At 35.4% G+C, this 11,309-nt stretch carries 13 protein-coding genes; 10 read left to right on the top strand and 3 right to left on the bottom strand.

Features of this window, described 5'->3' with window-relative positions; all coding sequences use genetic code 11:
• Nucleotides 1-5: 5 nt before the first annotated feature.
• The 5 genes from fliF (at nt 6) to PHV22_RS05320 (ending at nt 6,568) form a co-directional block, all read left to right on the top strand.
• Complete coding sequence (fliF, locus tag PHV22_RS05340; protein WP_295021920.1) at nt 6-1,694, top strand: flagellar basal-body MS-ring/collar protein FliF; 1,689 nt, start codon at nt 6-8, stop codon at nt 1,692-1,694.
• A 13-nt stretch (nt 1,695-1,707) separates the two neighbouring features.
• Complete coding sequence (gene fliG, locus PHV22_RS05335; RefSeq protein WP_295021922.1) at nt 1,708-2,736, top strand: flagellar motor switch protein FliG; 1,029 nt, start codon at nt 1,708-1,710, stop codon at nt 2,734-2,736.
• Nucleotide 2,737: 1 nt separating this feature from the next.
• Nucleotides 2,738-3,514, top strand: coding sequence for a flagellar assembly protein FliH (gene fliH / locus PHV22_RS05330; RefSeq protein ID WP_295021924.1), 777 nt, complete (start codon nt 2,738-2,740; stop codon nt 3,512-3,514).
• An 8-nt stretch (nt 3,515-3,522) separates the two neighbouring features.
• Complete coding sequence (gene dxs, locus PHV22_RS05325; protein ID WP_295021926.1) at nt 3,523-5,349, top strand: 1-deoxy-D-xylulose-5-phosphate synthase; 1,827 nt, start codon at nt 3,523-3,525, stop codon at nt 5,347-5,349.
• Between the two features lie 139 nt (nt 5,350-5,488).
• A complete protein-coding gene (locus PHV22_RS05320; RefSeq protein WP_295021928.1) occupies nt 5,489-6,568 on the top strand; it encodes a CNNM domain-containing protein in 1,080 nt (359 codons plus the stop codon).
• A gap of 47 nt (nt 6,569-6,615) precedes the next feature.
• Here the strand turns inward: PHV22_RS05320 and PHV22_RS05315 are convergent, their stop codons facing one another.
• Both PHV22_RS05315 and pgeF read right to left on the bottom strand, forming a co-directional pair.
• Entirely contained in the window at nt 6,616-6,924 is a 309-nt protein-coding gene (locus PHV22_RS05315) for a helix-hairpin-helix domain-containing protein (RefSeq protein WP_295021929.1), read from the bottom strand.
• 65 nt (nt 6,925-6,989) lie between these two features.
• Nucleotides 6,990-7,718 carry a peptidoglycan editing factor PgeF gene (pgeF, locus tag PHV22_RS05310; RefSeq protein ID WP_295021931.1) on the bottom strand — a complete coding sequence of 243 codons (729 nt, stop codon included), beginning with the start codon at nt 7,716-7,718 and terminating at the stop codon, nt 6,990-6,992.
• Nucleotides 7,719-8,163: 445 nt separating this feature from the next.
• Here pgeF and PHV22_RS05305 point away from each other — a divergent pair, with 445 nt between their 5' ends.
• The 3 genes from PHV22_RS05305 to PHV22_RS05295 all read left to right on the top strand — a co-directional run bounded on the left by PHV22_RS05305 (nt 8,164) and on the right by PHV22_RS05295 (nt 9,805).
• Nucleotides 8,164-9,036 (top strand): ORF6N domain-containing protein, encoded by an 873-nt coding sequence (locus PHV22_RS05305; RefSeq protein ID WP_295021933.1) that lies wholly within the window; start codon nt 8,164-8,166, stop codon nt 9,034-9,036.
• 117 nt (nt 9,037-9,153) lie between these two features.
• The gene (locus PHV22_RS05300) at nt 9,154-9,387 is read left to right on the top strand and encodes a hypothetical protein (RefSeq protein WP_295021935.1); all 234 of its coding nucleotides are present in this window, start codon (nt 9,154-9,156) and stop codon (nt 9,385-9,387) included.
• Nucleotides 9,380-9,805: a pyridoxamine 5'-phosphate oxidase family protein gene (locus PHV22_RS05295; protein WP_299946226.1), complete on the top strand. Its 426-nt coding sequence runs from the start codon at nt 9,380-9,382 to the stop codon at nt 9,803-9,805. Before PHV22_RS05300 ends, PHV22_RS05295 begins: the two co-directional genes overlap by 8 nt.
• Here PHV22_RS05295 and PHV22_RS05290 read toward each other — a convergent pair.
• Nucleotides 9,780-9,953 carry a uracil-DNA glycosylase gene (locus PHV22_RS05290; protein WP_295021938.1) on the bottom strand — a complete coding sequence of 58 codons (174 nt, stop codon included), beginning with the start codon at nt 9,951-9,953 and terminating at the stop codon, nt 9,780-9,782. The two genes, PHV22_RS05295 and PHV22_RS05290, sit on opposite strands and share 26 nt — an antisense overlap.
• Before the next feature lie 71 nt (nt 9,954-10,024).
• Here PHV22_RS05290 and PHV22_RS05285 point away from each other — a divergent pair, with 71 nt between their 5' ends.
• Nucleotides 10,025-10,720, top strand: a complete 696-nt coding sequence (locus PHV22_RS05285) for a dUTP diphosphatase (RefSeq protein WP_299946223.1) — start codon at nt 10,025-10,027, stop codon at nt 10,718-10,720.
• A 1-nt stretch (nt 10,721) separates the two neighbouring features.
• On the top strand, nt 10,722-11,291 hold the full coding sequence (locus PHV22_RS05280) for an ATP-binding cassette domain-containing protein (RefSeq protein ID WP_295021942.1): 570 nt from the start codon (nt 10,722-10,724) through the stop codon (nt 11,289-11,291).
• Nucleotides 11,292-11,309 lie beyond the last annotated feature (18 nt).

Below are 11,309 nucleotides of genomic sequence, written 5' to 3'. Positions count from 1 at the left end.
AACTAATGGACTTTAAAGCACTTTTTTCACAGTTGGTTGCTCTATATACTAAGCTGACAAAGCAACAAAAAACAATCATATCTGTTGCAGTCATAGGAATAGTCGCATTTTTACTATTTTTGGTTGTTTATACTGCTAAAAAAGATTCTACCGATGGTTATGTTGTGCTTTTTGACTCTCTTGATTCAGAGGATTCAGCTAAAGTTGTAGAACAACTAGAAAAAAGCAATACTCCTTATCAGTTGCTTGATAAAAATGTTATAAAGGTTCCAAAAACGGTTGTTTATAGAGAGAGATTAGCAATAACAGCTCTTGGAATTCCAAAGAAAACTGGTGTTGGTTTTGAGCTTTTTGATAAGCAGGAATTTGGCTCAACCTCTTTTGATCAAAATGTTAAATATATCCGCGCCCTAGAGGGTGAACTCTCGAGAACAATCAACTCACTTGCCCCAATTGAAGCATCAACAGTTAGTTTAGCGCTGCCAAAAGAGACACTTTTTGTCGAGAAAAAAATAGAACCAACAGCCTCTGTTATGATTAAAATTGTAGAGGGCGAAAAGCTTACGCCTAAACAGATAAGAGGGATAAAAAATCTAATAGCAGCAGCGGTGCCTAACTTAACCCAAGCAAATGTTGCGCTTATTGATGGAGAAGGGGAAACTCTTGGAGATGAGGATGAGATGGCTCAAATGAGCGAACTCTCATCAACTCAGCAGAAATTCAAGACAATAGAAGAGAAAAAAAAGCAGAAAAAAATCATTGAGGTTGTCTCTCCCTTTGTCGGAGGAGAACACAAAGTTGTGGCTCAAGTTACAATTGATTATGATTTTTCAATTGTAAATTCTACTTCAGAGAAATATGACCCTGAAAATGTTGTAAGAAGTGAGCAGGTAAATGAAGAGAAGAGAGAGGGTGCAACGCCTCCAGAAGTTGGTGGCGTCCCTGGAACGGTTAGTAATATCGGTCCAGTAGAGGGACTAAAGAGTGATCAAAAAGCTGAAAAGTATGAGAAAAATTCGGGAACAACAAACTATGAGGTTGGAAAAACTGTATCAACTACAAAATCACAATTTGCAACAATAAAAAGAGTAACTGCCGCCGTTGTAGTTGATGGAAGATATAAAAATAAATTGGATAAAAGTGGTAAACCAACAGAAGAGCTGGAGTATGAGTCACTATCTGAAGCCGATTTACAATCTTTAACTCTGCTTGTGAGTCGCTCTATTGGAGTGGACCCAGCTAGAGGGGATGAGATAAGTGTAAAAAATCTACAGTTTAAGCAGAGTGGTGTAATTGGCGGAGACGGTGTAAGTAAAGCTATCTCATTCTCTCAAACATATTTAGCGCCGTTTAGTGAAGTATTTAAGTATCTGTTTGTTCTGCTGCTATTGCTTATTGTCTATAAAAAAGTTATCAGTCCGTTTGCTCAAAGAATGCTTGAGATTTCAAAAGAGGAAGAGGATGTCTCAAAACCTTATCTAAATATTGATAATGATCAAGGTGAAGATCTGATAGAAAAAGTTCAATCTATGCGTAAAAAAGTGGAAGATCAGCTTGGAGTTGGAGAAGGATTTAATGAGGATTCACTCAAGCATGATGTTCTTCTTGAGAAGATAAAATCAATGATAGAAGAGACACCAGAGGCCGTAGCTCTTGTTCTTCAAGCTTTAGTTACTGAAGAAGTAGAAAGATAATGGGAGAGATAAAATGGCATTAAATCAAACGCAACAGGCACTTTTTGATGAGATGAGTATGGGCGAAAAAGCCGCTATTTTACTTATGCAGCTAGGTGAAGATACAACAGCAGCTCTTTTTTCGTCTATGAATATTGATTCAATAACTGAAGTCTCAAAGCATATAGCTGGCAACAGAACCGTTGAAAAAGCCATTGCTACTGCAATTCTTGAAGAGTTTCATGCAATATTGCAATCTGGTCAGTTTATAACATCTGGTGGTCTTGAGTATGCAAGAGAACTTCTATATAGAACTCTTGGACCAGAAGAGGCTAAAAAAGTTTTAGAAAAATTAGCAAAAAGTATGCAAGAATCTCAAAATTTTGCATATCTTTCAAAAATAAAACCTCAGCAACTCTCAGACTTTATTATTAATGAGCATCCACAAACAATAGCACTTATCTTGGCTCACATGAACGCAACTGAGGCTGCTGATACACTTCAATATTTTCCGGATGATTTAAGAAGTGAAGTTGCCATGAGAATGGCAAGATTAGGTGATATTTCTCCATCTGTAATCAAGAGAGTCTCGGCTGTTCTTGAATCTAAACTCGAATCTCTTGCATCATATAAAGTTGAAGTTGGTGGACCGAGATCTGTTGCAGATATCTTTAATCGTCTCGGTGCCAAAGCATCTAAAGAGACATTGGCGAAAATTGAAGAGAGAGATGAAGAGTTATCTAATCTTATTAAAGAGATGATGTTTACTTTTGAAGATATATCAAAACTTGATAAAAATGCAATCTCAGAAATTATGAAAAATATAGAAAAACCTGACTTGATGCTAAGTTTAAAAAGTGCACCAGATGAGCTTAAAGAGAAATTTATGGCTGCTATGAGTGAGAGAGCTAGAGAAGCATTTAATGAAGAGATGCAGTTTATGGGATCTGTAAAAATGAAAGAGGTGGAGAGCGCACAAAGAAGAATTGTTGAGGTTGTCAACGGTCTTGCTGAGGCTGGAACAATTCAACTAGGAACCTCATCAGAAGAGATGGTGGAGTAATTTGTCTAGTATTATAAGTAGCAATCAAGCCTTATCGCATAGCGTTAGCAAATATAATTTTAAAATAATATCTTTTGACTCCAAGGAAGAACAATACGATGAAATCCAGCCAGTTGATAACGAGGTAGAACAAGACAGACCTAGCGGTGTTGATTCTAATTCAATCAGCCAAAGTTCCAAAGATTCGCTGATAGAGTCATTGTTGCAAAAAACTGATGAGATGTCATCAAACTTTATCAAACTTCAGATGAAATTAGAGATGATGGGTGAAGAGCATAAAGTAGAGATTGCAAGAATTAAAAATGAGTCATATGCTGAGGGTTTAGAAGCAGGAGTAGCAAAGGCAGCAAAAGAGGCGGAAACAAATCTTGCAGGTGGCATGGCTCAATTTTCCTCATCTGTTTCTACGCTTGAAAAAAGTGCCAAAGAGTTTCAAACCGCACTAGAAGAGATAAAAAAAGAGCTAATAAATGCTGCTTTGGATATATCAAAAGAGGTTGTAGGCATTGAGCTTAGTGAAAATTCAACTAAAATCGCATCTCATCTCTCTGGTGAGCTAATCAAAGAGCTACAAAATGCTTCAAAAATAACTCTAAAAGTAAATCCAAAAGATCACGGAGCAATATCCCAAAGTGTTGGCTTGATGGAAAATGTAAAACTTATTTCAGATAGCGCAGTGAGCGAGGGCGGTGTAATTGCTATAAGCGATGCCGGCAATATAGATGCACAGATTTCAAAAAGATTTGAGCGAATAAAAAAAGCCGCTCTAAGTGAGTAACTAAATATATGAACAGTAAATTAAGAAATATTAAAGAGCTAGAAGCTCTTTGTGCAGATATAAGAGAAGAAATTTTAAGGGTTGTGAGCAAAAATGGTGGACATCTAAGTTCAACTTTGGGCGCTACAGAGATAATAGTAGCTATGCATGAAGTTTTTGATTCAAAAAAAGATCCATTTATTTTTGATGTTTCGCACCAATCTTACGCTCATAAGCTTTTAACTGGCAGATGGGAGAAGTTTGATACTCTTCGTCAATTTAACGGTTTATGTGGATACACTAAGCCAAGTGAAAGTGAAGATGACTATTTTGTGGCAGGGCATAGCTCGACTTCCATATCTTTGGGTGTTGGTGCAGCAAAAGCCATAGCGTTGAAAAATGAACAAAACTCCAGAGTGCCAGTTGTGCTTATAGGCGATGGTTCTATGACTGCCGGTATGGTTTATGAAGCACTTAATGAACTCGGTGATAGAAAATATCCAATGGTAATAATACTTAATGACAATGAGATGAGTATATCAAAACCAATAGGAGCTATTAGCCGAATGCTTAGCTCGGCTATGGCATCTCCCTTTTATCAAAGTTTTAAAAGGCATACCGAGAATTTTGTAGATAATTTTGGAGAGGGAGCCCACTATATAGCAAAAAGGATGGAGGAGAGTCTTAAGATGATTACTCCTGGCATTATGTTTGAGGAGATGGGGATTAACTACATTGGTCCAATTGATGGACATAATCTCACCTATCTTGTTGAAATCCTAGAAAAAGCTAAAGCCTTAAAGAAACCTGTACTTGTCCATGTGCAAACTCTTAAAGGCAAGGGTTATGAGATAGCTGAGGGTAAAGATGAGAAGTGGCATGGAGTTGGTCCATTTGATTTAGATAGTGGTAATTCTTCAAAAAAAAGCTCAGGCAAAAGTGCTACACAAATTTATACAGAAGCACTTATGGAGCTAGTTAAAAATAATAATAAAATAGTTGGAGCAACAGCAGCTATGCCGAGTGGAACTGGGCTAAGTGAGCTTATCGAAGCATATCCTACAAGATTCTGGGATGTGGCAATCGCAGAGCAACACGCCGTTACTTCAATGTCAGCTTTAGCAAAAGAGGGTTTTAAACCATTTTGTACAATATACTCAACATTTTTACAACGAGGGTATGATCAGGTTATTCATGATACTTGTTTAATGAATCTGCCAGTCGTTTTCGCTCTTGATAGAGCTGGGATTGTTGGCGAGGATGGCGAGACACATCAGGGCGCTTTTGATATAAGCTTCTTGCGGGCTATCCCAAATATGACACTTTTTGCTCCAAGAGACGAGCTTAGCTTCCATCAGGCAATGCTCTTTGCTTCAGAGTTTCAAACACCATGTTCTCTCCGCTATCCAAGAGGCTCTTTTACTGATACATCGTTGCCAGAGTCGCTTCCTTTTGAGTTAGCAAAGTCACAACTACTTCGCTCAAATGAGAGTGATATTTTGTTTGTTGGTTATGGAAACGGAGTGGGGCGTGCTTATGAAACAGCGGAACTTCTGGATTTTGATGTGAGCATATTGGATTTAAGATTTGTAAAACCGTTAGATGTTCAGATGCTAAGAGATATGGCAAAAAAACATAAAAAATGGTTCGTTTTTTCTGATAGCGCAAAGATGGGTGGAGTAGCAAGCGCTATTTTGGAGTTTCTTTCAGATGAAAAAATCAAAACTGTTGATGTTGTGAGTTTTGAATATACAGATAGCTTTATTACTCATGGAAACACTAAAAAAGTGGAAGAGTCACTTGGACTTTTACCATTGCAACTAGCAATAAAGGTTAAAGAACTTAGCCATTCTTGATAGTTAATTTGGTTAGGTTTAGCTTGATATTATTATGGTAAAATGCCATTAAACTTTTAAAAGGATTATTAAATATGAATTCAAACGATTCAGACAGTAGGTGCTATTTATCTTTTGTCAATCTTGGGTGTAAAACTATATGACACTCCTCCTTCTTTATCTATTTATCGCTCTTTTTGTCTCTTTCGTCTGCTCTGTTTTAGAAGCCGTTTTACTATCAAGCACTAACCACTACATAGAAACATTGCCAAAAGATGGCAATGAAGAAGCTATTCGTATGTTAAAAGAGCTGAAATCAAACATAGACAAGCCAATCTCTTCTATTTTGACACTAAACACATTTGCTCACACTATGGGTGCTGCCGGTGTTGGTGCTCAGGCTCAGGTTCTGTTTGGGCAAGAGTGGCAAACAGCAATTGCTTTTGGGTTAACTCTTATAATTTTATATCTTTCAGAAATTATCCCTAAAACAATTGGCGCTATTTACTGGAAAAGACTGCTTGTTCCATCAGCTTATTTAATCTCGTTTCTTGTAAAGGTAACATATCCTTTGGTGTGGTTTTCTGGACTTATTACAAACTATATATCAAAAGGAAAAGCAAAACATACAAATTTCTCAAGAGATGAGATAATGGCTGTTGTTGCTATGGGAGAAAAAGAGGGCTCAATCTTGGCTAGAGAGAGCATGTTGATAGCCAATCTTTTAAGGCTTAAAAAAATAAAAGCCGAAGATATTATGACTCCCAGAAGCGTTGTTTTTGCGCTAAATGCTAACACAACAATTGGTGAAGCTATAGAAGATGATACGATGTATGTACACTCAAGAATACCTATATATAGTGACTCAATTGATGATATAGTTGGTATGGTATTTAACCAATCGATACTTGAAGAGAGCGTTGAAGAGAGAGAGTATAAAAAACTCTCAGAAATTATGTTGCCTGTTCATAAAATACCTGAAACAGTATCTGTATCGGCGCTAATTGACCTTTTTATAAAGAGAAAAACACACCTATTTATAGTTCAGGACGGCTATGGGCAGACAAGTGGTGTTGTTACTTTAGAGGATGCAATTGAGACACTTTTGGGTGTTGAAATAGTTGATGAGATGGATGAAGTAGAAGATATGCAAGCTTTTGCAAAAGATAAAAGTAAACAGTTCCGAGACAGAATGCTACTAGAGAGAAAAAGAGCAGAAAAGCTAAGATTAGGAAATTAATCCCTAACCTTTTGCTTTTATGTTTATGAAAAACAGATTAAAGATGGCTATTTTTTAGGATTTGTTTTGTTGTTGTCCATAGGCTTATCACCGAGACCTTTTGTATTTTTCTTGCACCCACTAGCCGTTAAGTTTGCTTTATTGCTCTCAACAAACTTATCCCCAAGACCTTTTACATTTTTAATATCTTCAACGCTACCAAAACAGCCACTCTTTTTTCTATAATCTATAATAGCTTCGGCTTTTGCATCGCCTATACCTTTGATACTCATAAGCTCTTTTTTGTCTGCCTTGTTGATGTCAACAGCTCCAAATGATAGTGTAACTCCAATTAACAGTAGTGATAGAAATTTCATGCAACACCTTTATATTAAATTTAGTAAATGGTATCTTTAGTTGCATAAATAATATATAAATTTATCTATTTTTTTATCATCAAAACACCAGCAAATCTTCCAGTGTTTTTTTCTGCACGGTATGAGAAGTATTTTTGAGTGTTACAACAACTGCACTCGTTTATGATTTCAATATTTTCTTTTTTGATTTTGCACTCAAGAAGTTGATTTAATAGAATTTTGTTTATATCGAGATAGTAGCTGTTGTTTCTTTTCTCAAACGCATACGAAAGCCCTATTTTGGAGGCTTCTTCAAAAATATCACTCCCAACTTCATAACAGCAAACCCCAATGCTCGCACCAACACTTACATATATATCTTTGGAATCACTCTTAAATGCATCTCTAAAACACTCAATTACATTTTTGACTATATTTTTAAAAGCCCCAGCCCTTCCGGCATGAGCCACTGCTATGACTTTTTGCTTGTCATCATAAAAAAGAACAGGAGTACAGTCAGCTACCATAACCATCAACGGAGTATCTGTTTTGTCAGTAATAAGCGCATCACAAGTTGGTGGATTGAGAAAATCATCCTCGCCACTTACAATATGCACCAAATCCGAGTGAATCTGCTTCATGTGAACAAGCGAGTCTCTGTTATAGAGAAGTTCATTTGCTAGGTTTTGATGATTTTCTTCCACGCTCAGTTGATTGTCACCAACATGAAAAGCCAGATTCCTACTCTCTTTTGTCGTAAAAGCATGAGTCAGATTTGAGAAAGAGGTTAGTTTTTTACTATGATAAAATCGCATAGAGTGATTATAGTATAATGTTTTATAGAATTTATAAGGCAATAAATGACTCTCTTAAAAATAGAAAGTAATCTGCATAATTTAATAGCAAATTCTGACAAAGAGGGCTTTATTTACGAGCATAACCCCAGTGAGTGAATTTCCACTTTTTCGTTCTTGGTGTATAAATGGGAAATTAAATAAAAATCTTAAAAGTATAGAGTCTTAATGCAAAAAATAGAGAACCTAAATATCTATGTAGGAACAAAATAGGAGCACCTCACAGTACAAAGTCAAGGCATGAAAATTGTATGTGTATTAAATCGTACCAATGCGTTTGTGACACATCAGTCGCAAGTTTGGTATAGTGGCAGAGGTTGCAACAAATAGATTGCAAAATGACATATTTTTCAATGAAAATAAATTATTTTGGTAGTATCAACGGAATGAATACTAGGAATTTAAAATGACAAATGAACTACAAGCCATAGATAAACACAATCTACAAGACAAAATCCATACCATTAGAGGGCTGCAAGTGATGCTTGATAGGGATTTGGCGGAGCTTTATCAGGTGGAAACACGAAGATTGAATGAACAAGTCAAAAGAAATATAGAGCGATTTCCTGAAGAGTTTATGTTTCAATTTTCAAAAGAAGAGTTTGAAAATTGGAAATCGCAATTTGCGACATCCAATGATAAAATGAGTTTACGAAAAATACCATATGTCTTTACTGAACAAGGTGTGTCAATGTTGGCTTCTGTTTTGAAAAGTAAAATTGCTATTACTATAAGCATTCAAATTATAAAAGCTTTTGTAGAGATGAGAAAATTTATATCACAAAATATTATTCATTATGAACGATTTGAAAGAATTGAACAAAGATTATCCTTACATGATAAAAACTTTGATAAACTTTTTGAAGCCCTAGAAGATAAAACAAAAAAGCCAAGTGAGGGGATTTTTTTCGATGGGCAGATTTATGATGCTTATGTTTTTATAAACGATTTGCTTAAAAGTGCAAAAAGTGAAGTAGTGCTTATGGACAACTACATAGATGATACTGTTTTTACACTCTTTAGCAAATATCCAAAACTAAAAATAAAGATTTTTACTCAGAGCATATCTAAGCAACTCAAACTTGATTTTCAGAAATACAAAGCACAATATGCAAACATAGAGCTAGAAGAGTTCAAAAAAGCTCACGATAGATTTTTGATAATCGACAGTACCGAGATTTACCACATCGGAGCAAGTTTGAAAGATTTGGGTAAAAAGTGGTTTGCATTTTCAAAGTTTGAGATGGAGGCTTTAGAAGTTTTAGGGAGGCTGAAATGATAGAAAATGAGCTTAAATATAATTTGTAAGAAGAAAAATAAAATAATATAACTTTTAATCTTATTTTTGAGATAATAGAAAATCTAGAAAAAGCTTCAAGAGGGTGTGGGGAAATTTATGGTTAGTATTAATTGGGAAGAGTTTAAAACTTTTAAGGCGTATAGTAGTAAAAAAGGTGATAATTTTGAGATATTGCTGGACTTTTTAAAGAGTTTTTACAATATGACATCTCCTAGAGAGCTCTTTGAGACAATGCTAAATGATGATATAGCGCAGTTAATGTTAAGAAAAAGAGAGTTTCATAGTGTGGAAGATCTAGAAAAGCATCTTTTTAAATACTTCAATGAGTAGTGATTTACATAAGATAGATACCTTTTTACAAGAGCATCATGTTCTTAGTTTGGCAACTTCTAATTTAAAAGAGCTTAGTGTTTGCAATCTTTTTTATGTTTTTGAACTAGAAAAACTCTCGTTTGTGGTGGCAAGCAGTGATGAGACAACTCATATAGAAAATATCTCTAAAAACAGCAGTGTTGCAGGAGCTGTTGTTTTTGAGACAAAAATAGTCGGTAAAATCCAAGGAGTGCAATTTAGAGGAGAGTTTTTGGTTCTTGAAGATGAAGCGCTTAAAAAAAGTTATTTTAGTAGATTTCCATATGCGATTGCTATGAATCCAAAACTTTGGCAGATAAAAATAAACTATTTTAAATTTACGGACAATAACTTGGGATTTGGAAAAAAGATTATTTGGCAGGGCTCTTCTCTTTAAACATAGTGCAATCACTCTTGCTACTTTGAAAAACCACAATCGAAGGGATTTGTGGCGACTTAAATCCATAAGCTCTGCATCCATGCGGTCTTTGCGCTTCCCAAGTTACAAAATAGTACTCACATTTTCTACAATTAATCTGCTTCATTTAATCCTCGCATTAAGAAATGTATTTTAGCATATTTGGTACAATGGGCTAACTAATTAGAGAGAGAAATAATGGATAAAATATTACTAATGCTACAGCTTCAAGCGGAGTTAAACGAATCAACAAATGGTAAAAATTGGGTTGGTGGCGTAACTAAAAATGGCAAAATCATCAACTGGAAAAGATGTATCTATATGGAGTGTGCTGAGATGATAGATAGTTTTTCATGGAAACATTGGAAAAACATCGACAAAGAAGCAGATTTAGATAACTTACAGATTGAAGTTGTTGATGTTTGGCACTTTGTTATGAGTTTGGCGATTGAGAACTATTCAAAAACTTTCAAAGGTACAGTTGACGACCTTGCTATAAATATCTCGCTGATGGAGAGTTTTCTGAAGATAGATACCACTCATGAAGCATTTGCGTCACAGGACGAAATTATAGAAAAAGTTGAGATAATTATGCTTGATGTTTTAAGTAGAAATACTCTCAATATTGAAAAATTAATATCAGATTTCTTTGATTTGACTCTGATGAGTGGTTTGAATCTGGATTCTCTCTACAAACTATATGTTGGTAAAAATATCTTAAATCAGTTTCGCCAAGATCATGGTTATAAAGATGGCAAATACATAAAAGTATGGGCAGGTGAAGAGGACAATGTGGTTATGAAGAGAGTTTGGCAAAGTAATGGCGATTTAAAACCAGATGCACTATATAAAGAGCTAACAAAGCTATATTTTGCACTAAATAAGAGCGAATAAATTGGACAAAATTTTAGAGATAGATAATCTCTCTTTTGGCTACAAAAAAGATTTTTTGCTCTTTAGAGACTTCTCTATCACTCTAAAAAAAGGTGAAATCAAAGCCATTGTGGGGGCCAGCGGATCTGGTAAAAGTACGCTTTTTGACCTGATTACAAAAAATATAAAACCACTCTCCGGCTCTATAAAATCATCATCCTACACACAAGTTTTTCAAGACCCGTATAGCTCTTTTCATCCAAGTTATTCACTCTTAAATCAGATAAGTGATGTGGCAACTCTTGAAAACTTAGATGATTACTTGCAAAAAATTAATCTAGAACATGAACTACTTCTGAAGCTTCCTCACGAACTCTCAGGCGGACAACTTCAGAGAGCTTCAATCCTAAGAGCCTTGTTGATGAAAAAAGAGTTACTGCTTCTTGATGAGCCAACCTCAGCCCTTGATAATGTTATCCAGCTTGAGATTATGGGTATGTTAGTAAAAAATTTGAGTAGTGTTGGAATGTTGCTGATTACTCATGATTTGGCGTTAGCAAAATGGTGCGCAGACGAAATCATAATGATATAAAGCTTAGCGTGCCGGTTG

It is taken from the genome of Sulfurimonas sp., assembly GCF_028713515.1.
Classification (GTDB): domain Bacteria; phylum Campylobacterota; class Campylobacteria; order Campylobacterales; family Sulfurimonadaceae; genus Sulfurimonas.
This window is presented reverse-complemented; position numbering and strand designations above follow the sequence as displayed.

Bases quoted from the DNA above. Each gene is read 5' to 3' on its own strand.
- fliF (WP_295021920.1), top strand. From the start codon at position 6: ATGGACTTTAAAGCACTTTTTTCACAGTTGGTTGCTCTATATACTAAG.
- fliG (WP_295021922.1), top strand. From the start codon at position 1,708: ATGGCATTAAATCAAACGCAACAGGCACTTTTTGATGAGATGAGTATG.
- dxs (WP_295021926.1), top strand. From the start codon at position 3,523: ATGAACAGTAAATTAAGAAATATTAAAGAGCTAGAAGCTCTTTGTGCA.
- PHV22_RS05320 (WP_295021928.1), top strand. From the start codon at position 5,489: ATGACACTCCTCCTTCTTTATCTATTTATCGCTCTTTTTGTCTCTTTC.
- PHV22_RS05315 (WP_295021929.1), bottom strand. From the start codon at position 6,924: ATGAAATTTCTATCACTACTGTTAATTGGAGTTACACTATCATTTGGA.
- pgeF (WP_295021931.1), bottom strand. From the start codon at position 7,718: ATGCGATTTTATCATAGTAAAAAACTAACCTCTTTCTCAAATCTGACT.
- PHV22_RS05305 (WP_295021933.1), top strand. From the start codon at position 8,164: ATGACAAATGAACTACAAGCCATAGATAAACACAATCTACAAGACAAA.
- PHV22_RS05300 (WP_295021935.1), top strand. From the start codon at position 9,154: ATGGTTAGTATTAATTGGGAAGAGTTTAAAACTTTTAAGGCGTATAGT.
- PHV22_RS05295 (WP_299946226.1), top strand. From the start codon at position 9,380: ATGAGTAGTGATTTACATAAGATAGATACCTTTTTACAAGAGCATCAT.
- PHV22_RS05290 (WP_295021938.1), bottom strand. From the start codon at position 9,953: ATGAAGCAGATTAATTGTAGAAAATGTGAGTACTATTTTGTAACTTGG.
- PHV22_RS05285 (WP_299946223.1), top strand. From the start codon at position 10,025: ATGGATAAAATATTACTAATGCTACAGCTTCAAGCGGAGTTAAACGAA.